Origin of the sequence: Shewanella sp. Choline-02u-19 (assembly GCF_002836205.1) — a bacterium.
In the GTDB taxonomy this organism is placed as follows: domain Bacteria; phylum Pseudomonadota; class Gammaproteobacteria; order Enterobacterales; family Shewanellaceae; genus Shewanella.
This window is the reverse complement of record NZ_PJBE01000013.1, coordinates 3,432,498-3,454,863: the sequence shown is the minus strand read 5'-3', so window position 1 is coordinate 3,454,863 and position 22,366 is coordinate 3,432,498. Positions and strand designations below refer to the sequence as shown.

Below are 22,366 nucleotides of genomic sequence, written 5' to 3'. Positions count from 1 at the left end.
TCGAAATACACGATGAACTAATTGGCGATTCCATAAGCAGCACACTTAATAATCTTTTACAGTCTCATTTAGCAGGCATCAAGGAAAAAAATGAAAACTACAAAGCTTTCCATTCGAAATAATGAATACACGCTTCCAGATACATGTGAAATGTCCATCACTGATTTCAACGATATTTCACATGATATTACCGAAAATATATCTAAAAGACTGGTCGACAAATATGGTAACTATTCTTGCAAATTTGGTTTAACGCATAATGAAGTTTCACGTAATTTTTTTAGTAAAAGCAGAGGCGTTGAATATAAATTAACAGGCGGTCTGGATATGTCTCTAGAAATGATTTGCAACTTCACAAAGCGTGCGTCAGGTATCACTCGACTAAAAGATGCCTGTCGTAATTCGAATACTAAAACGCCGTGGTTACCTAGTATCGAACAACGTTTCAGAGAAGTGTTGCTCGATATCAAATCAGAAAGCAGTTCACGCAATATGCCGATTTACTACACTGGTGCTATAAAGCATCTAATGTCGAAAACATACCTGCCAAATGCAGTGGCAATGATAATTGAGCTGGAAGAATGCTGTGTGATGTACGTAATCATTGGCACAGTCGAATTCGAATTCGAATTTAACGTTGAACAGAATTTAAAAAGCAATTTATCTAAAGCACACCATACGGTCACATCGCTTTCACTATCAAATGTAGATGACGATTTATTTGATGATTACTTACCTGAAGTTGAGGAAGTTTGTTTACTGGGCGAAACAATCAATCGTATTAGTGTTCAAAGCTCTTGTGAGGTTCACTACGAAGTGGAACAAGACGAAACAAACACTTCACTAGACAAATCATTAGAAGATGTTATAGCGTCGTTAGACGATGAACACGAGAAGATGACAATAGCAGAGTTATCTAAACAACAAAGGATTAAGAACCAACGAAATTCATATGCGGGGCACATGTAATGGAAAATTTTGTACATGATATAATAGTGAACAAGCTAGCTAAATAACAGCCCATTTCTGGGCTGTTATTCACCATTTTATGTCTTTTTTGCTCATCTTTGACATTTTTTTTCGACGATTTCGAAGTTGCAATTTTATGTCTTTAGTATTGAATGTTTCGTCATTTGAATCGATACTGACATAAACAAGACTTTCTTCATGCGCTTTTTGTAAGCTTTCATTAGCAAGCGTTGAATCGTCATAAAACGAATACCAATAAACATAATTTTCAATCAAATTATTTTCATCAACTTGCCCGTATGAATACACATTTGAACCATAATCTAGACCTGCTCCATCAGCATTTTTATACCAATTAGTGAGCTCAGCACCACTAGCTTTAGCTGCTAGCTTTTTTACATGTGCTTTCTTTAATTGATTTAGATTGCGTACTAATATCTTGACAAGCTTCAATTCATTTTGATAACAACCATTTCAGATAATACTGTTAACCTTACTTTTCATAGCTTCGATATCTTTGACACCTTTTTGACGTGTTTCGGTAGCATTATCCGGCATGTTTTCATTTTTCACATCTGTCCAATATTCAAATCCTGTTGCATTTTCTTTGTAATACCTGACAGTATATTTATTGATAGAACCATCTAAAACGAGATTTTTCCATGGTGCTTTATTAAGAACTTTTGCTGACGAACCACGAGTTTGATGAACTGTGCCGTTTAGTTCTTCCATGTAAAACAAAGGGTGTTTTTTTCTTGTCTTCGCTTTAGTCGGCTGAACTGAATCGGCTACCTCTACTAAGGTAAACTCTAAAGCTTTAGCTAGTTGTTGCGGTGTGATTTTCAATTCGATGTATTCTTTTTTGAAACTTTCGATACATTCATTTTGTTCGACTTCTATTGATTTTTTGATTTGATTCTCTATCAATGCTGCTTCATTCTTTAGCTCTTTTAATTTAGCTTTAAGATGGTCAAGCTGTGTATTACTCATCGTTTTTCACCTTACTATTTTTGTTGATTACTTGGTTTTTGGTGTTAAGGCTACATATTATCCAAAATAAGCAAAATAGTATAATCCAATTCGTATTCACTAGATGTCAGAGCAGAATTTTATGGAATGATTGCGTTCATTAGTAAGCGGAAATTTAACTGATAGCTATAGTAATGCAACCAGAGTAAATACTCTGATTGCTAATATATATGTAATATTAATTAGTCACAGAATCAACTAGATTACGCATCGCTGCACATTGATTCGAAAAAGTTAGATAATCATGCAACCATAGATACCTTGATAGATTAAGTCCTTTTTGATGTGCTTGTTTGTAAGCTTTTTGATTCCAGTAATGCTTACCATCTACCTTTGATCTAATATCATTCCGTGCATAGCTTTCTGACTCTTTAACTGCTTGTTTTGCTCGTTTGTCAGATGATAAGAAAAACGTTCCCTTTTCCATGCATACTTGAATAGTAGCGATTCCTTGAGCAGTGTTGTTTAGTTCACGAATATGCCAGCTAGCTTTCTGTTTTTCATCGGATTTAATTATTGCTTGTTGTCTTTTTCTTTCTTTATTTTGCAAGGTTAAGTCTTTATGAAAGCTAATTAACTCCCGAAACTTCGGTAGTACTTCAGAAGAATATCCTTCGCTAATTTTTACACTATTTTTAAAAACCCCTTGATACTCAACTGTTGCTCGGCACTTCGATATATCCATTTGATTACTTTCTACATAACCATAAACATTGTTTTGACGACGAACTCCGCCGCCACTACTCTCCACTTTTGAGATGTATAAAGTTCCTCGCTTACCTTCAATCGATTCACCAAATAAACCACAATAAACAATATCAGATAGAGGCAAGTCAAATTGTAACGGGTCATTAATTATAAAGTTAAACCCCATTCTCTCATCATATTTTGGCGTTAAATTCACTGTTTTTGTACGAGTAACCTGATTTAATAGAAGATCATCCCCCCCCCTTTGTTGCTGAGCTGATAATTGACAGCCTGATAGCAATAGCGTTGATACTATAATCGTCGATGATCCAATACTTTGTAAAAATCTCATTGCCATTCCTTATTGTAACAATGCTCCGTCAGTGGAGCATTTATGGGTATGTTAAATGAGATCATTTTGCTCTACAACCAGAGCAAAGTAATAATGACTAAAAATGTGATCGGCTCAAAAATACGCCAAATAAGAAAGCGCAAAAACATTACTCAAGAAATGATGATTGCTCGCTTGCAAAGTAACGGTTTTGATATGAGTAGATCGACTTACTCAAAAGTCGAGCTGGAGATTAGACAAGTGCGTGATATTGAAATAATACAGTTTGCAAAGGCATTAGACATTGACGTGAGTGAGCTTTTTAAGTGATGAAAGCTAGCCATAACAATGTCCTACCAAATAGAATTGGCGTGGTAAATGTTTGAATTATACTTTCTATAACCGACACCAGCTATGCTCTTTACCGTATTCAACAGCTAATCCTGCTTTTCGTAGCTCTGAACCTAAGTTAACCCCATCGATATAGACATCAGCGACTAATCTAAAATACTTCCCTCGCTTAATATCTCGTAGCTCTATGACGCTAGCACTTGAGAGTGCCTTTAAAGTAAATTCACGCCCCTTTAGTGCCATTACCTTTTCATCACTACAACCAGCCCGAATTTCAGCAGTATCGATGTTTGCCACTCTAATAGAAATATTGGTGCCAACGACTGCTTGATAACCTTTAATGTCCGCTTTAAACGTATCACCGTCATAAACACTAATTACTCTGCTCACTTCAGCATTACCGTAATCCGCGAATGCTCTAATTGATGAACACAGACTTATAATTATCAATAATGGATATATGATTGAATTAATATTGATTTTCATAATTCACTACCTTATGCGTCTTAGTATTACTAGTAAGTGAATGTTGTGGGGGCTAAATTGACGGTAATGCGCCGCATTGGGAACTCGAATCCCGCATTTATCAGCGCGCTGCGCACGCGTTCTTTTGCTTCTTTGACGGAGGCTTCGGGGAGTCCAACTAATGAAAAGGCGGGTAAGCCATTACTTAAATGGACTTCTACGGTGACCAGAGGGGCGTCGACGCCGCAGCTTGCGCGGGTTGCAACACAGGCGAGTGCCATAAACAAATCCTTTTGTTTTAGTGGTGGATAGTCCTAAATTCCAATGTGGGCTGGGGTAAGTTTAGCTAAGGTTATGAATTTTTGGGTTTTGAATTTATTTTAGATTTGAGTTTCATTTTGGGTTTACAGATAAAGGCATCAAGCTGCGCTTGACCTTAAACGTTAGACTGCGTCTAACAACTAATAGAGTACCAAGCTGCGCTTGACCAAGGTCGTGGCGCTTCGCCCACACCAGAGCCAAGGGGTAAAGCGCTTGTACCCCTTGGCAATCCCTCAGCGCCCCGGCGAAATTTCTGAAAAGCGAAATTTCCAACGGGGAAGATTGGTGTCTGTGAGTTGAGTGCTTAGGTTTATGAGTAGTGTTTTATGTTGGAGTTGTGAAAGATAATTAGCTGGGTCAGAGTAAACTATTACTAAATAGACACTCTGGTGCTAGAAGATCCCGCTTTTCAAACCCTAGTGTAGATGCGGCCGTGACCGTCCATGACATGGACGTCATGGCCGAGCTTCCATGGATGGACTTGTAGCGTGTCACGGCTGTGTCTGCACATGCGCTGGCCGCAGGCCATTGGAACCACAGATACATCAAGTTGCTGTGTAACTACAAAATTTAGTTCAGAGTAAAACAACTCAATCTTTGCTTTTCGGTGATACCTCCAAAGCTAAACAATTGCGCTTTTATAACCCAGTGTAGATATGGCTGAGGCCTTTGATGGCATGGATGCCATCGTAGAGCTTCCAAGGCCAATTATGTTCCAGACAGAATTTGGCATTTCCTCCATCCATGGAGGTCAGATGGACTTGCAGCGAGCCTCCGGCATGTCTGCACATGCGCTGGCCACAGGCCATTGGAACCACAAATGTCAGTGTTTGCTTCAATACTTATTTGATAATCCCGCCTAGGGTGCAACTCAACTAGACAGCGTGTCACGGCATGTCTGCACATGCGATCACGACATTGGCACCACAGATATTCGAGCATCATGGTGCGCTTGGCGAGTGTAGGTCGATAACGGGTGTTTAATCAGGCAGAGTGAAGCAGAGTTTGTTGTGCCACATCCATTTACTGGCGGAAGGTACCGGTCATGATGAGTTGCCTTTATTATCAATTACGGCACTATAAGGTGTGATTAAGGAGAATCAATCCATGGAAGAAAATTCACTTTCTCAATGTGATGCGCAGCAACGTGTTGATCAAATTCATGCATTCCAACAAGAGATGCATGAGTTGGAAAATGATAACGTTATTGAAATTTCAGCTGAACAGAAAAATAGGCTCAGTGGCTACCACCAGCAATTATTGCAACGCCTATCAGATACCTATGATGTTGACACTAGTCGCCAATCTAAACAGCTATCTTTAGGAATGAGAATTGCCTCCATGCTCGGTGCGCTGGCAATGGCCACCAGCATCTTCTTTCTGTTCTATCAGTTCTGGGGCTACCTAAATACTGCGGTTCAAGTCAGCATTTTAGTGATAGCTCCCATCCTACTGTTCATAGTGTCATTGAAACTGGCTCAAGCAGAGAAAAGTGCTTATTACTCAAAAATTGCCGCCTTGGTAAGCCTTGCGTGCTTTGTGCTTAACCTTTCTATGTTGGGGCAGATATTTAATATTACGCCGTCACCTAATGCCTTTGCTGTGTGGGCTGCTTTTAGCTTTTTGCTGGCTTATGCGTGTAATGCGCGCTTGTTGCTGTTCTTTGGCATCGTCAGCCTCAGTGGTTTTATTGCGATGAAAGTGGGCAGTTGGTCCGGTATGTATTGGATAAACTTTGGTGAAAGGCCAGAGAACTTTCTACTGCCTAGTTTACTTATCTTCCTCTTACCCCATTTTAGCGATCATCGACGTTTCAGTGGCTTCGCTTCGATTTATAACGTGATGGCAATGATCATGCTGTTTCTACCGATCCTAATCTTGTCTAATTGGGGCGAAATAAGCTATTTAAGCTGGTCACCGGAGATGGTAGAAGGCTGCTATCAACTGACAGGGTTTGCGCTCTCGGTGGCTGCTATTTGGTTTGGGGTTAAGCGCCAATGGGGCGAGGTGACCAATACCGGTAATGTGTTCTTTATTTTATTCCTCTACACCAAGTTCTTTGACTGGTGGTGGGATTGGATGCCGAAATATATATTCTTTTTCATTCTGGGCTTGTCAGCCCTGCTGGCACTGATGGTGTTTAAGCGAGTTCGTTTAAGTGACTTAAGCAAAGGAGCCACGTAATGAAAAAGTTCTTATTGATTGGTTTAGTGATACTTATTGGCAGTAATGCCATAGCGCTAAGTGGTGTGGCATATAACCGTATCGGCGCGGTGACATCAGAGTTAACACTGACTGAAAGAGAGCTAGGTTTACCTTATAACAGCGGCATGAATAAAGAGAATTCAGGCATTTTATTTGGTATGAATTGGCGCACTGCAACAAGGGTTGAAAACGCTTACAACGGCTATAACTCACACGAGGCCGAGGTGACTCAAGCACAGTTGTTAGCTCTTGGTTTTGAGGTGCCTGACAACGAGTACTACGGCGCGCAGTCTCGTCAATTGTATTGGGCATTAGAGTTTGATGGAGCGTTACACACTGCTGAAATTACCAAAGCAGAGTTACGTTATCAGGCTGCACTCGAAACCTATACCCAGCAGCCTAATGAGAACAATCTTCGCTTAAAGGATGACTCTCTTGTTAGCTTGAAAAAGGAGAAGCTAACCAATAGTCGGCTATTTTTTGTTAAAGCAGCCTTGGACTATGAGTCTTTAGCCGCTGAGTTTTCTGGCCAAGATAATATGCTGTTTGTTAAGGGGCTAGCTAAGCCTTATTACAACGTTAATAACAACAGTTACCGCTTATTACTAAGAGAGTTATTGGTCAGTAACATTATGGTGCCACTGGAGTATTCCGAGGATCTGTCGGGCTTAAGCAGATTGGGTTACCAAGATATTACTGCGCCGCGTTATACGGTGGATATTAAATGGGGCAGTCGTTTGGAACCATGGATAACTAACGTGACGAACAAACAATTGGGGTCAGAGTAGACTTTACTAAATAGACACTCTGGTGCTAGAAGATCCCGCTTTTCAAATCGAGTGTAGATACGGCAGTGTCTGCACATGCGATCAAAACATTGGCACCACAAATATATTGAGTTGCGAAATAATGACGAAAATTAGCTTTATTTCAGACAAAAAAATCCCCCGAACAGAGGTCCGAGGGTAAAGGTACTTGGAGGATGGAAAAGGTTAAGCAATCATTAGCTTGGTTAGCCTCAAAGGCTTATGTACTTGGGCTGTACTGCCACGCTAATGCATACTTGATTGTCTATACGGTAGGAATTGAAGATGGGATCGTTTTTTTAAATAAAATTTTTGGGCAGAGTAGAATTAATAAATCTTGGCCTTTCAGCGATGACTCCAACGCCAAACTATTTCACTGTTCTAACCCTGTATTAATGTAGCTATGGCCAATTCCGGTCATAGCTATTGGCAGCCAAGGTTGATCTATCTTTAGCTTTCTAGCTCAGGCGTAAGGCTACGCTTTCTATAAGACTCTTCGATTGCAATCAATACTGCGAGTAAACAAGCAGTCACGATTAAAACGAAACAGTAAGGAAGAAACTGCATATATACCGCTCCCATAGCAATAGTATTCATAAAAGACATGGTAAATATCAGTACTGCCAATATCAGTGCCGTTCCGAATGCTCCTAAGATGAGAAACAGGCGTGAAATGGTTAACACTAATCCGAGGTTTTTAGTTTCTAGTTTTTTAAAAGGTTTCATTGGCTATCTTCCATTGAATACTGCTTCAGCATAAAATAACGTTCTGGGCTGCCGGAAAATCCGGGGACGGTTCCGACAATATCAAAACCAAGTTTTTTATAAAATACAGGGGCTTGAAAAGATAAGGTGTCTAATTGCGCCGTTAAACATCCGCGTTTTTTAGCTTCTATCTCTGCTTGATCCATTAACTGACGCCCAAGCCCTGTGCCTCTTGCTTGTTTACTTACCCAAACCACTTCGATGAGAAAGTTTCGATAAATGCTTCGTCCGGAAACGCCGCCGATGATGTTGTCATCTTCATCTCGGGCGATGACTGAAAGAGGGACCGTTTCTTCTGGCCCCATATGCTCGTATTTGTGCTGTTTAAGCCCCTCGATAAGCGTATCAAAAACCGCCTTATCTTCTTTATTTATGACTTCAATTTTCATTTTTGACCTATAAGTCCGTTTGTTAGTCATTCCAATCACATGCTGGAACATGTAGTTGAGAGTGCTGTTAAAAGTGCCATGGTGAGCGCTATATACCCGCTCTGGAGATCGTAACACTTAGCGGCGTGATCCATCTGGCTAGATTGCGCCGATTAACTTATCACTCTTAAGTCACTGTTGTAAAATGACTAATAGCAGTGAGACTCTTCCCTATCTGTATATACGCAGGCCATTGGAGCCATAGATGCATTAAATAAATCGACAACATTAAAGGACGCTGGCGCCGTGGATAACTAACGTGACTCGCGACTAGAGAGCGGATGGCGTATTCATAATCGTGCTTATATTTGTTTTGATGTTCGAAAACAGCACCGCTGATGCCTGAAAAAAACTATCATAGGCCAAGTCAGTTTTGGTATGTGAGAAGGTAACGGGTGAAACAGCTAGATTTCAATTTATTGCGAGTGTTAGAGGTGTTGCTCGAAGAGCAAAGTGTTACCGCTGCTGCGTCGAGGCTGCACCTGAGTCAATCTGCGGTCAGTAAACAGTTGAGCAAGTTACGCGAAACTTTCGATGATCAATTGTTTGATCGCACTGCTTATGGCCTAAAAGCAACACCACGAGCATTAGAGTTAGCCCCAGAGCTGCGCGAAGTGTTGCAAAGGCTAGATCAATTTACTCGTCCAAATACCTTTGAACCCGCCGAGAGCCGACGCCGTTTTCGAATCAACTTGGTTGAAACTGCCTATTCGCTCACATTTCCCTACTTTATGCCTCAGTTACTTGAACAAGCGCCACAAGTGAGTCTCAATTGTCAAACATGGTCACTGGATAGCTTAGATAAGCTATTACGCTGCGAAATTGACATGGGCATTATTTGCCGCGAGTGGGATAACCGTTCTTTGTTACATATGAATCACTTACCCGAAGAGTTAGGCTATGCAGAATTGATCCGGGACTATCCTGTATGTTTGGTGAGAAATGAGCATCCGCTATTAAATGAGCCTTGGAATATAGAGACTTTTCTAAAGTATCGTCATTTACAGGTTACGTTTGGCGGGCTTGAGCACTGGCTGTTGGATGATGTATTGCGTTTAAAGTATTTGCATCGAGATATAGCGGTTAACATGACTGACTTTAATAGTGCAATGGGCCTGTGTGAGAGCAGTGATTTGATTTTATGTGCGCCTAAAAAATATGCGACTAAAATGGCAGCAGACTTTGACTTAACGATGCTTGACGTGCCGACTGAACTTGAACCCGGCGCCTATGTTTTAGTGTGGCATAAGCACTTTAATCTTGATCCCAGCCACCGTTGGCTGCGTAATTTGATTATTAATGGCGTAAAAGAGAAAGATTAAGAGGGGGCTTATTTCTAGGGGCTGTTGAACTTTCGAGCTTAGTTTTTGTTCGAATTCAATGGTTTTAGTACAAGGCTTGAGCGATGATGCTTAGCTGGCTAAGCGAAAAGCTCGTAACGCATTAATAAAATTATTGAAACGAACCCTAAGGGCCGCGCTTCTTGGCTATTTTTACGGTGTTGTAGGCTATTTGTAGAGAATAACTAAACGACATAGCCTCCGCCTTGTCAAAATAGCCAATAAACTGCGGCAAAAACAACCGTGAAAGATCAAAAGCCCCTAGTCTTTTTGATTGTTTGTGATCAATCATTAACTTTGTGTCGTTCGGCATTATCTTGAAAAACTTGAATGTGATCTGCACGCTTTTTGGCTTCATACATGGCGATATCAGCAAATTTAAGAATGACTTTTCTGTTTTCTCCGTGGATTGGGTATTGGGCGATGCCAATACTAATCCCTACGACAAGTTGAAATGGGTCACAAACGATCTCACTTAGGAAGCTTTGTTGAATCGCTTGGGCAACTTTAACGGCATCATCAGCGTTGCTATTGGGGAGTATGACCGTAAATTCATCGCCTCCAATGCGAGCGACTAAATTTCCAGAGGGGACAGCATCAAAAATACGTTTTGCTATTTCTTGCAGTACATAATCGCCAAATGCATGGCCGTATGTGTCATTGATGACTTTAAAATTATTGACATCCATCATCATGCAGCAGGTTGGTATATTGGTATCAATCGTGAGCCGTTCAAGTGTTTCATAAAACTGGATACGGTTCGGTAAGCCTGTTAGCGCATCATGGTGTGCTTGATGGTGTTTCTCTTTTAGGGTAAGCAGTAATTCGCCTATAGTACTGTTACTCATTTTTATAATTGTTAGTACAAAGCCGCCTCCTGCAAAAAATATTACCGCGACAATCATTTCTAGGTTATTCGCTTCTCTATCAAATAACATCCAGATAAAACCTAAATATCCAATAATAAATAATAGGATCATTCCAAATAGAATGCGCCATCCATTACGTTGATAGTTTGGTTGATTACAGATCTGTAATGCTGGGTATAGGGCGAGTAATAGCCCTAGAAGACCAACAGAGACCAAGGTAAGCGCAATGGTATTCATAGTTATTTTTATAGGGAATGGTCATTATATTGTAGTAGAGATGATTGTTCTTTTGTATAGATTACTTGTGCTTACTTGAGCAGAATCGTTAGATGGCATCTAAAAAAGCTTGAATTACTGGCTCTGCTAAGCGTTTAAGTTTACAACAACACCCTAGTTCGAATGGCGGAATGGCTATTGGCGATGACAGTAATTGAATTCGGTCTCTTACTGGACTGTTATTAATCACCACTTCGGGAGTGATACTGACGCCACAGCCGAGCGCGACCATAGAGGTTATTGCCTCTTGTCCTGACACTTGAGCATAAATATTGGGCGTTAAGCCAAGTGCTTTAAACCAGTTGTCGATACGTTTACGACCCGGTCCATGTTCAGGCACGATAAACGGTAGACGATCCCATGGGATGTAGGATTCGGTCAACAGCTCTTGCACTTGGCAGCGAAAAGTGGGTGCGATGATAGACAGTGGCACGTCATCTATTTTGGCAAAATGCAGGTTTTCTGGAAAAGGATCAGGTAGCGCTGCAATGGCGATATCAGCGCGATTATTGCGAATTTCGTTGACGGCATTAGCCGCATCACCTGTGGTTAATGCTATTTCGACTAATGGATGCTCTCGCCTAAAGCGGTCAAGTAAGCCGGGCAGATGACTATAGGCGGCGGTCACTGAGCAATAAAGATTAAGTCGACCTCTTAATAAATCCTGTTTAGGGTCGATCTTGGTTTTGAGTTTGCCCCAGTGATCCAAGGTTAACTCGGCAAAATGACGATACTCCACGCCGGCACTCGTTAACGTCACGCTGCGATTATCACGCTGAAACAGCTGCGCACCTACCTCTGCTTCTAATCTTTGCATTGCACGACTTAGCGTTGATGGGCTGACATGCATCGCTTGCGCAGTGCGCGCAAAATGCAAACTATCAGACAGATGTAAGTAGAGCTTGATGGTGCGAATATCCAAATGGTTCATCCTCTGTGTATCGCGTTTGCTAGCCGCAAGGGTTAAGAGACCGCTATCTTTCCATGTTGCACAAAGCGCAACATCATGTTCCGAATATATCATTTTCGGCAATGAAAAGCTTGCGCTATAGTGAGTTCAATCACAGCTTAGCTCGCAACTGAGCAGGCCCGTTTAAACATCCAGAATCAAGGTGGTATATCAGATGGCTAACTATTTTAACTCTCTGAATTTGCGTCAACAATTAGAACAGCTGGCTCAATGCCGCTTTATGGATCGTAGCGAGTTCAGCGAAGGCTGCAACCATATCAAGGGGTGGAACATTGTCATCCTAGGTTGTGGTGCACAAGGTTTAAACCAAGGTTTGAACATGCGTGACTCTGGGCTCAACATCTCTTTTGCCCTGCGTGCACAAGCGATTAGCGAGAAGCGTGATTCATATCAAAAAGCTACCGGCAACGGTTTCCGTGTTGGCACGATTGAAGAGTTAATTCCTGATGCTGACTTGGTGTTAAACCTAACGCCAGACAAGCAGCACACTAATGCCGTTACCACTATTATGCCGTTAATGAAGCAAGGTGCGACATTGTCTTACTCGCACGGCTTTAACATTGTTGAAGAGGGCATGCAGGTTCGCCCAGATATCACCGTCATTATGGTTGCCCCTAAGTGCCCTGGTACTGAAGTACGTGAAGAGTACAAGCGTGGCTTTGGCGTGCCAACACTGATTGCGGTTCATCCAGAAAACGATCCAAAGGCTGAAGGTTTTGATATCGCTAAGGCGTATGCAAGCGCAACGGGCGGCGACAGAGCGGGCGTATTGCACTCCTCTTTCATCGCTGAAGTTAAGTCTGACCTTATGGGTGAGCAAACAATTCTTTGCGGCATGTTACAAACTGGCGCAATTTTGGGTTACGAGAAGATGGTTGCCGATGGCGTAGAGCCAGGCTACGCAGCTAAGTTAATTCAGCAAGGTTGGGAAACCACTACCGAGGCACTTAAGCACGGTGGTATTACCAATATGATGGATAGACTCTCTAACCCAGCTAAGATTAAAGCGTTTGAAATGGCAGAGGAGTTGAAAGAGATCCTTAAGCCATTATTCGAAAAGCACATGGACGATATCATCGGTGGCGAGTTTTCTAAAACCATGATGGAAGACTGGGCTAACGACGATGCTAATTTGCTTAAATGGCGCAGCGAAACCAATGAAACGGCTTTTGAAAATGCACCACAGTGTGATGAGCAAATTGACGAGCAGGCATATTTCGATAAAGGTATCTTCTTGGTTGCGATGATCAAAGCGGGCGTAGAGCTTGCGTTCGATACTATGGTTGCCGCGGGTATTGTTGAAGAGTCTGCTTACTATGAGTCACTGCATGAAACGCCACTTATCGCTAACACCATTGCTCGCAAGCGTCTTTACGAAATGAACATAGTGATCTCTGATACGGCTGAATACGGTTGTTACCTATTCAACCACGCAGCGGTGCCTATGTTACGCGGTTATGTTGAAAGCATGTCATCAGAATACCTAGGTGCTGGCTTAAAAGAGACCAGTAACGGTGTTGATAATCTTCGTCTTATCGAAGTTAATGATGAGATCCGTAACACTGCCGTTGAGTTCGTCGGCGCAGAACTTCGCGGTTACATGACCGAAATGCAACGCATTGTTGAAGAAGCTTAATATTATCTGAAGCGGAGCCTGTAACTCAATCGAGTGGCAGGCAATGCTGAAATAACACCGAGTAAAGCAGCCGATGATTAGTAAGGTATTTTTAATAAAGCATTAACAATTAACACCTTAGCGACAATAAATAGAGGCGGCAGTCAGTTATTCTTACACCGAGTTGCTAGCCGGAAACCTAAGGCTAATGCTTGAATGTTATTAATAATGCAAAAGTTTTCATTGTGTTTTTTATTCGCTTTGTGGTAAATCTTAATAGTGGTCTGATCGACGAAGACCGATACCGAATTTAAGCAAAGACCCAAATTAGGAATACGAGTCACGTATGTTTAGCCAAGCCGCCCAAATTATTATTGTGATTATTACCGTCGTGATTATTAAATCACAGCGGGGGGCGCGCATGCTAAATCGACACACCTAATTAGGTTTAAGATTGCAAACAACCCCCGCGCCGAAAGGAACGGGGGTTTTTTCGTTTAAAGGCCTGCTGAAATTATTGAGTGTCGCCATTAAGCCGTAACCAAGTTATCGATACATTGAGTAGTGGAGCAAGAACAGATGGAACAAGGGCAGATGATACGGGGCGCCGACGCAGTAATAAAAACCATCGCGGCACACGGGGTAAAGACGGTGTTTGGTTATCCAGGCGGTGCGATTATGCCGATCTATGATGCCTTGTATGGCAGTTCTGTTGAACATCTATTGAGTCGCCATGAGCAGGGCGCCGCATTTGCTGCTGTAGGTTATGCTCGTTCAAGTGGCAAGACTGGCGTTTGCTTTGCCACTTCAGGCCCCGGAGCCACTAATCTTATTACCTCACTTGCAGATGCGTTGCTCGATTCTGTTCCTGTGGTCGCGATTACCGGTCAGGTTTCCACCGCCGTTATCGGTACCGATGCGTTCCAAGAGATTGATGTACTAGGCATGTCACTGTCGTGTACCAAGCACAGCTTTATGGTGACCAATGTTGAAGAGTTAGTGCCCACGCTATATAAAGCATTTGAAATTGCAGCGTCTGGTCGCCCTGGCCCCGTTTTAGTCGATATACCTAAAGATATTCAAATTGCGCTAGTGGATTACAAAACGCCGTTGCAAGCCGTAATGCCAGAACCAGAACATACTCAAACCCAAATCGATGCTGCTAATGCACTGCTGGCTCACTCTTCACGGCCCATGCTGTATGTGGGCGGCGGCGTGGGCATGGCGAGTGCAGTTGAGCCGCTAAGACAGTTTATTGCCGCGACGGGCATTCCATCGGTGGCGACCTTAAAAGGGCTCGGCGCCGTCAGTTACGACACCCCGAGCTACCTCGGCATGCTAGGCATGCATGGCTCCAAAGCGGCCAATCTAGCGGTGCAACAATGCGATTTACTGATCGTAGTGGGTGCGCGCTTTGATGACCGTGTGACTGGGCGTTTAGCCTCGTTTGCTGAAAATGCCAAAGTGCTTCACCTCGATATTGATGCCGCTGAGCTGGGAAAATTAAGAATGCCAGAAGTGGCCATTGCAGGCGATTTGCGTCAAATCCTACCTACATTGAGTCAAAGTATGCAGATTGAAGCGTGGCAAGACGCAGTTAAAAATTTAAAAGAGCAACACCCATGGCGTTATGACCGTCCAGGTGAATTGATTTATGCCCCGGCAATGTTGCATCGTTTAGCGCAAAAACTACCTGAAGATAGTGTGGTTTCTTGCGATGTGGGTCAGCACCAAATGTGGGTGGCGCAGCACATGTATTTTCGTCGCCCAGAAGATCACCTTTCAAGTTCCGGGCTTGGCACTATGGGCTTTGGCTTGCCTGCCGCGATTGGCGCCAAAGTCGCGCGACCAAGTGCTATGGTGGTGGCAGTGTCGGGTGATGGTTCATTTATGATGAACGTGCAAGAGCTTACCACCATCAAGCGCCGACGTTTACCGGTTAAAATTTTGCTAGTCGATAATCAAAAGTTAGGCATGGTTAAGCAATGGCAGCAGCTATTCTTTGAAGAGCGTTATAGCGAAACTGACCTTTCTGATAACCCAGACTTTGTCAAAATGGCATCAGCCTTTGATATTCCTGGGCGTAACATTACCTTGGCCAGCGAAGTTGAAGCAGGCTTAGATGAAATGCTCAATAGTGAAGGGCCATTCCTACTGCACGTGTCGATAGATGATGCGCACAATGTATGGCCATTAGTCCCGCCAGGGGCGTCAAACCAAGACATGATGGATGAGATGGAGAAGCAAACATGAGCCACTACTCAGTAGCAATTAATGTGCAGCAGCAACCGGAAGTATTAGAGCGGGTGTTGCGCGTCGTCCGTCATCGCGGTTTTAAAGTCACTAGTTTACAGATGCAGCTCAACGAAAATAACACCACCAGTATTGATATGTCAGTGCAAAGCGACAGAGCGATTGCTTTGTTAACCAATCAAATAAAAAAGTTAATTGATGTACTGGACTGCCAAGTATTGGCAAGTCAAACAAACAAGACTACCGAATCTGCAAAAGGATAAGAATATGGCCGCTAAAACAGCTGAGTTAATTTGGTTTAATGGTGAAATGATGCCTTGGGGTGATGCCAAGGTGCATGTCATGTCGCATGCTTTGCATTACGGTACGTCGGTGTTTGAAGGTATTCGTATTTACGATACCCCCGCAGGGCCAGCGGGCTTTAGATTGACCGAGCATATACAGCGTTTGTTTGATTCAGCAAAAATCTATCGCATGCCTATTCCTTATTGCTTTGATGAGTTGATGCAAGCGTGTCGTGATGCGGTGTTAGATAACGGTTTATCCAGCGCCTATATTCGCCCGTTAGCTTTTTACGGTGATGTCGGCATGGGCATTACGCCCCCCAAAGATGCGCAGTGCGATGTATTAGTGGCAGCTTTTCCTTGGGGCGCCTATCTAGGTGAAGACAGTATGGATGCCGGTGTTGATGTTGCAATCACCTCTTGGAATCGTTTAGCGCCAAATACCATCCCTACTGGCGCCAAAGCGGGTGGCAATTATTTGTCATCACTACTGATTTCTACCGAAGCTAAGCGTAACGGTTTTGATGAAGGTATTGCGCTAGACACCAACGGTCTGGTCAGTGAAGCTGCGGGGGCAAATATTTTTGTGGTGAAGAAGAATAAAATCTACACACCACCCGCCACTGCCGCTATTCTGATGGGGTTAACCCGCGATTCCATTATCACTCTGGCCCGAGATAATGGCTATGAAGTCGTTGAAGAGAACATGTCTCGCGAATTTCTCTATTTGGCTGACGAAATTTTTATGACGGGCACCGCAGCAGAGATTGTTCCAGTACGCAGCGTTGATCGCATCGAAGTGGGCAACGGTAAGCGCGGTGACATCACTAAAATAGTTCAAGCGAGTTTCTTTGGTCTGTTTAATGGTCAAACTGAAGATAAATGGGGTTGGTTAGAACCGTTGAAAAAATAGGTTAGAAGCAGATTAAGAGACGATTAAAAGCCGGTTGAGAGCAGATTAAGAGACGATTAAAAACCGGTTGAGAGCTGACTAAGAGCCGGTTAGAAGACGGTAAGAGCGGGTTAGAAGCCGATTAAGAGTGGGTTGGAAGCAGATTAAGAGCCGGTTTATAACGGGTTAGAAGCAAACTTAGAGCCGATTAGAAGTAGATTAAGAGCCGGTTAAGAGCGGGTTGGAAGCAGACTTAAAGACGGTAAGAGCGGGTTAGAAGCAGACTTAGAGCCGGTTAGAAGCCGGGTGGACGCTTTGCTGATGAAAGCCGGGAAAGCTAAGACGAATTATATAAATCTGAGGCAAATGCCTTTGGTTAAAGAATTAAAATAGAAGGTCAGGGTGGGTCTTTTAGAACCTAAAGCCTTCTTTAAATAAGGATTATAGCAATGCCAAAATTACGTTCAGCAACCAGTACCGAAGGTCGTAACATGGCCGGAGCACGTGCACTTTGGCGCGCCACGGGTGTAAAAGATGGCGATTTTGGTAAACCAATTATCGCTATCTCTAACTCGTTTACTCAGTTTGTGCCGGGTCACGTTCATCTTAAAAATATGGGTTCTTTAGTGGCTGGCGCAATCGAAGAGGCGGGCGGTATTGCTAAAGAGTTCAACACCATTGCTGTTGATGACGGTATCGCAATGGGCCATGGCGGCATGCTTTACAGCTTGCCATCACGTGAGCTGATTGCCGACAGCGTTGAGTATATGGTGAATGCACACTGCGCCGACGCGCTAGTGTGTATCTCTAACTGCGACAAAATTACTCCTGGCATGTTGATGGCGGCGCTTAGACTGAATATTCCAGTCATTTTCGTCTCTGGTGGCCCGATGGAAGCGGGTAAGACTAAGCTGTCAGACAAAATTATTAAGCTTGATTTAGTTGATGCTATGGTGGCGGGCGCCGATGAACGTGTGTCGGATGCCGACAGCGAGCAAATTGAGCGAAGTGCTTGTCCAACATGTGGCTCATGTTCTGGCATGTTTACCGCTAACTCAATGAACTGCTTAACCGAAGCGCTAGGTTTGTCATTGCCGGGTAATGGTTCAATGTTGGCGACTCACTCTGATCGTCGTGAACTGTTCTTAGAAGCGGGTCGCCGTATTATGGATCTTGCGACGCGTTATTATCGAGATGACGATGAGTCAGCATTGCCACGTAATATTGCTAACTTTAATGCGTTTGAAAATGCCATGACACTCGATATCGCCATGGGCGGTTCGAGCAACACGGTATTGCATTTGGTTGCCGCGGCAAGTGAAGCGGAAGTTGATTTCACCATGGCTGATATCGACCGACTATCTCGCCTAGTACCGCACCTGTGTAAGGTTGCGCCGTCTACACCGAAATACCATATGGAAGATGTGCATCGCGCCGGTGGCGTAATGGGTATTTTGGGTGAACTCGATCGTGCTGGTCTACTGCACAATGACGCTTATCATGTTGCCGGTAAAAACCTTGCTGAAGTACTGGCAAAATATGATATCGCTCAAAGCAAAGATGCTGCAGTACATAAATTTTTCTCCGCCGGTCCTGCAGGTATTCCAACGACTAAAGCCTTTAGCCAAAGTTGCCGTTGGGACAGTGTTGATATTGACCGCGAAGAGGGCTGTATTCGTACTCGTGAATTTGCCTTTAGCCAAGAGGGTGGACTCGCTGTTCTATCCGGTAACATCGCGGTAGATGGCTGTATTGTTAAAACCGCCGGTGTTGAAGTGGAAAATCACAAATTTATCGGTAGCGCACGCGTCTATGAAAGCCAAGATGATGCCGTTGCTGCTATCTTAGGCGGCGAAGTCGTTGCGGGTGATGTCGTAGTTATTCGTTATGAGGGCCCTAAAGGTGGGCCTGGTATGCAAGAGATGCTTTACCCAACAAGTTACCTTAAATCTCGTGGCCTAGGGGACAAGTGTGCGTTGATCACCGATGGTCGTTTCTCTGGTGGCACATCGGGATTATCGATTGGACATGTATCACCAGAAGCGGCAGCGGGTGGCACGATTGCTTTAGTGAATACCGGTGACAGGATTGAGATTGATATCCCTGCTCGTTCAATAAAACTGGCCATTAGTGATGTTGAACTAGCCGCGCGTCGCACAGCGATGGAGGCGTTAGGCGCCAATGCGTGGAAGCCAATAGGACGCGTAAGACAAGTGTCGATGGCGCTAAAGGCGTACGCATTATTAGCGACCAGTGCCGACAAAGGTGCTGTGCGTGATACCAGTAAACTGGTTTAATCGATTTAATGGGCTTAAGAGGTAGTTTATGTTGGCTGTAGCATCAAAACCACAATTGGACTTAGCGCATTATTATTTGCAAAAGATATTACTATCTTCTGTTTATGATGTCGCTAAAGTGACGCCGCTTTCTAGCCTAAATAAGCTCTCTGCACGTCTTGGCTGCCAAGTATTTCTTAAACGTGAAGATATGCAGCCAGTGCACTCTTTTAAGCTGCGTGGTGCTTATAACAAGATTGCGGAGCTCACAAAAGAAGAGTGTGAGTGTGGCGTAGTATGCGCGTCGGCGGGTAATCATGCGCAAGGGGTGGCAATGTCTGCTGCTGCGCGTGGTATTAGCGCGGTTATTGTTATGCCTGAAACCACCCCCGATATTAAAGTTGATGCGGTAAGGCGACTCGGTGGCAATGTTTTTTTGCATGGGCAGGCTTTCGATCAAGCCAATGCTTACGCACAGAATCTGGCTAAAACAGAAGGGCGCGTCTACGTTGCCCCATTTGATGATGAAGCGGTTATCGCCGGACAAGGGACAGTGGCGCAGGAGATGGTACAGCAACAGCGCGATCTTGAAGTAGTATTTGTTCCTGTGGGCGGTGGTGGCTTAATTGCGGGTATTGCTGCTTATTACAAAGCGGTGCGGCCACAAGTGAAGATCATTGGCGTTGAACCTGAAGATTCTGCCTGCTTGAAAGCGGCACTCGATGCGGGTGAGCGAGTGATACTGCCGCAAGTGGGTTTGTTTGCCGATGGTGTGGCGGTGAAGCAAATTGGTGCAGAGCCCTTTAGGGTAGCGCGCGAGTATGTTGATGATGTTATCACCGTGACCTCTGATGAAATTTGCGCAGCGGTAAAAGATATTTTTGAAGATACGCGTGCGATAGCTGAGCCTTCAGGTGCATTGTCGTTAGCGGGACTTAAAAAATATGTGGGTAGTAATGGCAAAGGCGAGAAGCTCGGCGCCATATTAAGCGGCGCTAATGTCAATTTTCATAGCCTACGTTATGTATCGGAGCGCTGTGAGCTTGGCGAGCAAAAAGAAGCCATTCTTGCGGTAACGGTACCTGAGCGTCCAGGAATCTTCCTGCGTTTTTGTGAGCTACTTGATAAGCGGGTGATGACTGAGTTTAACTATCGGTTCAGTAGTCGTAATAAGGCGGTTGTTTTTGCGGGTATTCGCATATCCGAAGGGCAAAGCGAGCTTAATGAGATTATCGCTAACCTCGAATCTGAAGGTTTTGGGGTACAGGATCTCTCCCGGGATGAAACGGCTAAGTTGCATGTGCGCTATATGGTTGGCGGACATCCTCCTGAGCCGCTCGAAGAGCGTTTATTTAGCTTTGAATTCCCAGAGCACCCAGGTGCACTGTTTAAGTTTTTGACCACACTGCAAAGTAAGTGGAACATCAGCTTATTTCATTACCGTAACCATGGTGCTGCCTATGGCAGAGTGTTAGCCGGCTTTGAAGTGCCAGAGAGTGATAATCTTGCTTTTCAGCAGTTTTTAATTGAGCTTGGTTTCATCTATCAAGAGGAAACCCAGAGTCCAGCGTATCGGTTATTTCTCGATAACCGCGCATAGATTGTGGTTTTTATATAAAATTTTGTGGTTGAAATTATCATTTTCGACTGAAGATAATGACCATAACTGAACCTTCTCAAAATGCAGAATTTAGCATTTTGAAGTGGTTTCTTAAAAAAAGGACGCGAAAGCGTCCTTTTTTTATAAAACTCTCGCAGACTTATAGAGTTAAGTCTCGTTTTGTAATATGGTCTTAAAGAAAATAATAATAATAACTGCGGTCAGCGCAGGGCTTTTGTTTAGGCAAGGCAGTTCAATCTTAACCACACCAACGTACTTTGTTTCTAAGGAAATATAATGTTAATAGCACCCTATACTGAAACGTTTAATCCACCGCGCAGAGTGCTGATGGGACCCGGGCCTTCAGACGTTTATCCAGAAGTCTTGGCTGCACAAGCTAAACCCACTATTGGTCATCTTGATCCCTTATTCATTGGCATGATGGATGAGTTAAAGGCGCTGATCCAATATGCATTTCAAACTACCAATGAGATGACGCTAGCGGTGTCAGCACCTGGCAGCGCAGGCATGGAAACCTGTTTTGTTAATCTGCTTGAGCGCGGTGAAAAAGTGATTGTTTGTCGTAATGGTGTATTTGGTGAGCGTATGCGCCAAAACGTCGAGCGCTGCGGTGGCGTTGCGGTAATGGTTGATAATGAATGGGGCGAAGCGGTCTCAGTTGATGACGTTGCTAGCGCACTTGCGGCCAATCCTGATGCTAAGTTTCTTGCTTTTGTACACGCAGAAACCTCAACTGGCGCCTTGTCTGACGCTAAAGCTTTATGTGCTTTGGCAAAACAACATGATTGTTTATCGATTGTTGATGCGGTGACGTCTCTCGGTGGCGTTGAGCTTCGGGTCGATGAATGGGGCATTGATGCTATCTATTCAGGTAGCCAAAAGTGTCTATCCTGTGTACCTGGTTTGTCACCAGTGTCATTTTCTCCTGCTGCAGTTGAGAAAATGAAAGCCCGTACGACGCCTGTACAGAGTTGGTTTCTCGATCAAACCTTGGTAATGGGCTATTGGACCGGTGAAAGTGGCGGGAAACGCAGCTATCACCATACGGCACCTGTTAATGCACTGTATGCATTACATGAGTCATTGCGTCTGTTGTCGCTTGAAGGGTTGGAGCAAGCGTGGCAAAGACACGCTGATATGCATCAAGTGTTGCGCCATGGTTTGCAGCGATTAGGCCTTAAGTTTGTGGTTGCTGAAGCGGTTCGATTACCTCAGCTTAATGCGGTCTATATTCCTGAAGGAATAGATGACGCTAAAATACGCAAGCAGCTATTGGAAAACTATAACCTAGAGATAGGGGCTGGGCTTGGCACTTTGGCAGGCAAAGCTTGGCGCATTGGTTTAATGGGCTATGCTGCCCGTCGTGAAAATGTCGCGCTATGTATCAAGGCACTTGAAGAGGTGCTGGCGTAACTCGCGAACTTTTTAGGTTTTCGAGTTAACGATGTCATCATCGTAGCGCTTATCAATAGTGTTTAATTAAGGCCAGCCACATTAGTGACTGGCCTTTTTATAGGTAGATGTTTTTATTCAATGTTGAGAAAAAACCACCCGTTCAATATGGATGAAGGCTTCAATACTTGTCTCTGAATCAAGGTGTGGTAATAAGTACC

Annotated in this window: 20 protein-coding genes and 1 pseudogene; 12 read left to right on the top strand and 9 right to left on the bottom strand. The window is 43.8% G+C overall.

All coding sequences use genetic code 11. The annotated features are described in order from the left end of the window. The first annotated feature begins 90 nt into the window (after positions 1 to 90). The gene (locus CXF83_RS21805) at positions 91 to 969 is read left to right on the top strand and encodes a hypothetical protein (protein ID WP_101089426.1); all 879 of its coding nucleotides are present in this window, start codon (positions 91 to 93) and stop codon (positions 967 to 969) included. A 69-nt stretch (positions 970 to 1,038) separates the two neighbouring features. Here the strand turns inward: CXF83_RS21805 and CXF83_RS21800 are convergent, their stop codons facing one another. The 3 genes from CXF83_RS21800 to CXF83_RS21790 all read right to left on the bottom strand — a co-directional run bounded on the left by CXF83_RS21800 (position 1,039) and on the right by CXF83_RS21790 (position 3,037). Beyond that, a complete protein-coding gene (locus tag CXF83_RS21800) occupies positions 1,039 to 1,422 on the bottom strand; it encodes a hypothetical protein (RefSeq protein ID WP_101089425.1) in 384 nt (127 codons plus the stop codon). A 21-nt stretch (positions 1,423 to 1,443) separates the two neighbouring features. Further along, a complete protein-coding gene (locus tag CXF83_RS21795) occupies positions 1,444 to 1,959 on the bottom strand; it encodes a hypothetical protein (protein ID WP_101089424.1) in 516 nt (171 codons plus the stop codon). Positions 1,960 to 2,176: 217 nt separating this feature from the next. Next, a complete protein-coding gene (locus tag CXF83_RS21790; RefSeq protein WP_101089423.1) occupies positions 2,177 to 3,037 on the bottom strand; it encodes a hypothetical protein in 861 nt (286 codons plus the stop codon). 42 nt (positions 3,038 to 3,079) lie between these two features. On the opposite strand from CXF83_RS21790, the gene CXF83_RS21785 reads away from it, so the two are divergent. Then, positions 3,080 to 3,346 (top strand): helix-turn-helix domain-containing protein, encoded by a 267-nt coding sequence (locus CXF83_RS21785; protein WP_232775175.1) that lies wholly within the window; start codon positions 3,080 to 3,082, stop codon positions 3,344 to 3,346. Between the two features lie 66 nt (positions 3,347 to 3,412). Here the strand turns inward: CXF83_RS21785 and CXF83_RS21780 are convergent, their stop codons facing one another. Beyond that, the gene (locus tag CXF83_RS21780) at positions 3,413 to 3,853 is read right to left on the bottom strand and encodes a thermonuclease family protein (protein ID WP_101089422.1); all 441 of its coding nucleotides are present in this window, start codon (positions 3,851 to 3,853) and stop codon (positions 3,413 to 3,415) included. A gap of 47 nt (positions 3,854 to 3,900) precedes the next feature. Next, positions 3,901 to 4,113, bottom strand: a pseudogene (locus CXF83_RS21775) (magnesium chelatase domain-containing protein); the annotation flags it as partial. Positions 4,114 to 5,260: 1,147 nt separating this feature from the next. On the opposite strand from CXF83_RS21775, the gene CXF83_RS21765 reads away from it, so the two are divergent. Beyond that, complete coding sequence (locus CXF83_RS21765) at positions 5,261 to 6,337, top strand: DUF2157 domain-containing protein (RefSeq protein WP_101089420.1); 1,077 nt, start codon at positions 5,261 to 5,263, stop codon at positions 6,335 to 6,337. Further along, positions 6,337 to 7,146 carry a DUF4824 family protein gene (locus CXF83_RS21760; protein WP_101089419.1) on the top strand — a complete coding sequence of 270 codons (810 nt, stop codon included), beginning with the start codon at positions 6,337 to 6,339 and terminating at the stop codon, positions 7,144 to 7,146. The genes CXF83_RS21765 and CXF83_RS21760 overlap by 1 nt, the downstream gene beginning before the upstream one ends. Positions 7,147 to 7,614: 468 nt before the next feature. Here the strand turns inward: CXF83_RS21760 and CXF83_RS21750 are convergent, their stop codons facing one another. Together CXF83_RS21750 and CXF83_RS21745 are read right to left on the bottom strand one after the other, a co-directional pair. Continuing rightward, positions 7,615 to 7,890 (bottom strand): hypothetical protein, encoded by a 276-nt coding sequence (locus CXF83_RS21750; protein WP_101089417.1) that lies wholly within the window; start codon positions 7,888 to 7,890, stop codon positions 7,615 to 7,617. Further along, the gene (locus CXF83_RS21745) at positions 7,887 to 8,318 is read right to left on the bottom strand and encodes a GNAT family N-acetyltransferase (protein WP_101089416.1); all 432 of its coding nucleotides are present in this window, start codon (positions 8,316 to 8,318) and stop codon (positions 7,887 to 7,889) included. Before CXF83_RS21745 ends, CXF83_RS21750 begins: the two co-directional genes overlap by 4 nt. A 434-nt stretch (positions 8,319 to 8,752) precedes the next feature. On the opposite strand from CXF83_RS21745, the gene CXF83_RS21740 reads away from it, so the two are divergent. Continuing rightward, positions 8,753 to 9,679: a LysR family transcriptional regulator gene (locus CXF83_RS21740; protein WP_101089415.1), complete on the top strand. Its 927-nt coding sequence runs from the start codon at positions 8,753 to 8,755 to the stop codon at positions 9,677 to 9,679. 302 nt (positions 9,680 to 9,981) lie between these two features. On the opposite strand, the gene CXF83_RS21735 is transcribed toward CXF83_RS21740, so the two are convergent. Together CXF83_RS21735 and ilvY are read right to left on the bottom strand one after the other, a co-directional pair. Further along, a complete protein-coding gene (locus CXF83_RS21735; protein WP_101089414.1) occupies positions 9,982 to 10,803 on the bottom strand; it encodes a GGDEF domain-containing protein in 822 nt (273 codons plus the stop codon). 88 nt (positions 10,804 to 10,891) lie between these two features. Continuing rightward, the gene (ilvY, locus tag CXF83_RS21730) at positions 10,892 to 11,764 is read right to left on the bottom strand and encodes an HTH-type transcriptional activator IlvY (RefSeq protein WP_101089429.1); all 873 of its coding nucleotides are present in this window, start codon (positions 11,762 to 11,764) and stop codon (positions 10,892 to 10,894) included. A gap of 202 nt (positions 11,765 to 11,966) precedes the next feature. Here ilvY and ilvC point away from each other — a divergent pair, with 202 nt between their 5' ends. The 7 genes from ilvC to CXF83_RS21690 all read left to right on the top strand — a co-directional run bounded on the left by ilvC (position 11,967) and on the right by CXF83_RS21690 (position 22,166). Continuing rightward, positions 11,967 to 13,448 carry a ketol-acid reductoisomerase gene (gene ilvC / locus CXF83_RS21725; RefSeq protein ID WP_101089413.1) on the top strand — a complete coding sequence of 494 codons (1,482 nt, stop codon included), beginning with the start codon at positions 11,967 to 11,969 and terminating at the stop codon, positions 13,446 to 13,448. 558 nt (positions 13,449 to 14,006) lie between these two features. Further along, positions 14,007 to 15,680, top strand: coding sequence for an acetolactate synthase 2 catalytic subunit (ilvG, locus tag CXF83_RS21715; protein WP_198553566.1), 1,674 nt, complete (start codon positions 14,007 to 14,009; stop codon positions 15,678 to 15,680). Continuing rightward, entirely contained in the window at positions 15,677 to 15,943 is a 267-nt protein-coding gene (gene ilvM / locus CXF83_RS21710) for an acetolactate synthase 2 small subunit (RefSeq protein ID WP_101089411.1), read from the top strand. Before ilvG ends, ilvM begins: the two co-directional genes overlap by 4 nt. Positions 15,944 to 15,947: 4 nt before the next feature. Next, a complete protein-coding gene (locus tag CXF83_RS21705) occupies positions 15,948 to 16,877 on the top strand; it encodes a branched-chain amino acid transaminase (RefSeq protein ID WP_101089410.1) in 930 nt (309 codons plus the stop codon). 428 nt (positions 16,878 to 17,305) lie between these two features. Beyond that, entirely contained in the window at positions 17,306 to 19,153 is a 1,848-nt protein-coding gene (ilvD, locus tag CXF83_RS21700) for a dihydroxy-acid dehydratase (protein ID WP_101089409.1), read from the top strand. A gap of 28 nt (positions 19,154 to 19,181) precedes the next feature. Next, positions 19,182 to 20,732, top strand: coding sequence for a threonine ammonia-lyase, biosynthetic (gene ilvA / locus CXF83_RS21695; RefSeq protein ID WP_101089408.1), 1,551 nt, complete (start codon positions 19,182 to 19,184; stop codon positions 20,730 to 20,732). Positions 20,733 to 21,029: 297 nt separating this feature from the next. After that, positions 21,030 to 22,166, top strand: a complete 1,137-nt coding sequence (locus tag CXF83_RS21690) for a pyridoxal-phosphate-dependent aminotransferase family protein (protein WP_101089407.1) — start codon at positions 21,030 to 21,032, stop codon at positions 22,164 to 22,166. The last annotated feature ends 200 nt before the right edge of the window (positions 22,167 to 22,366 follow it).

What these genes read in the sequence shown, in the direction of transcription:
- CXF83_RS21805 (WP_101089426.1), top strand. Translation starts at nt 91, where the DNA reads ATGAAAACTACAAAGCTTTCCATTCGAAATAATGAATACACGCTTCCA.
- CXF83_RS21795 (WP_101089424.1), bottom strand. Translation starts at nt 1,959, where the DNA reads ATGAGTAATACACAGCTTGACCATCTTAAAGCTAAATTAAAAGAGCTA.
- CXF83_RS21790 (WP_101089423.1), bottom strand. Translation starts at nt 3,037, where the DNA reads ATGAGATTTTTACAAAGTATTGGATCATCGACGATTATAGTATCAACG.
- CXF83_RS21785 (WP_232775175.1), top strand. Translation starts at nt 3,080, where the DNA reads ATGGGTATGTTAAATGAGATCATTTTGCTCTACAACCAGAGCAAAGTA.
- CXF83_RS21780 (WP_101089422.1), bottom strand. Translation starts at nt 3,853, where the DNA reads ATGAAAATCAATATTAATTCAATCATATATCCATTATTGATAATTATA.
- CXF83_RS21765 (WP_101089420.1), top strand. Translation starts at nt 5,261, where the DNA reads ATGGAAGAAAATTCACTTTCTCAATGTGATGCGCAGCAACGTGTTGAT.
- CXF83_RS21760 (WP_101089419.1), top strand. Translation starts at nt 6,337, where the DNA reads ATGAAAAAGTTCTTATTGATTGGTTTAGTGATACTTATTGGCAGTAAT.
- CXF83_RS21750 (WP_101089417.1), bottom strand. Translation starts at nt 7,890, where the DNA reads ATGAAACCTTTTAAAAAACTAGAAACTAAAAACCTCGGATTAGTGTTA.
- CXF83_RS21745 (WP_101089416.1), bottom strand. Translation starts at nt 8,318, where the DNA reads ATGAAAATTGAAGTCATAAATAAAGAAGATAAGGCGGTTTTTGATACG.
- CXF83_RS21735 (WP_101089414.1), bottom strand. Translation starts at nt 10,803, where the DNA reads ATGAATACCATTGCGCTTACCTTGGTCTCTGTTGGTCTTCTAGGGCTA.
- ilvC (WP_101089413.1), top strand. Translation starts at nt 11,967, where the DNA reads ATGGCTAACTATTTTAACTCTCTGAATTTGCGTCAACAATTAGAACAG.
- ilvG (WP_198553566.1), top strand. Translation starts at nt 14,007, where the DNA reads ATGGAACAAGGGCAGATGATACGGGGCGCCGACGCAGTAATAAAAACC.
- ilvM (WP_101089411.1), top strand. Translation starts at nt 15,677, where the DNA reads ATGAGCCACTACTCAGTAGCAATTAATGTGCAGCAGCAACCGGAAGTA.
- CXF83_RS21705 (WP_101089410.1), top strand. Translation starts at nt 15,948, where the DNA reads ATGGCCGCTAAAACAGCTGAGTTAATTTGGTTTAATGGTGAAATGATG.
- ilvD (WP_101089409.1), top strand. Translation starts at nt 17,306, where the DNA reads ATGCCAAAATTACGTTCAGCAACCAGTACCGAAGGTCGTAACATGGCC.
- ilvA (WP_101089408.1), top strand. Translation starts at nt 19,182, where the DNA reads ATGTTGGCTGTAGCATCAAAACCACAATTGGACTTAGCGCATTATTAT.
- CXF83_RS21690 (WP_101089407.1), top strand. Translation starts at nt 21,030, where the DNA reads ATGTTAATAGCACCCTATACTGAAACGTTTAATCCACCGCGCAGAGTG.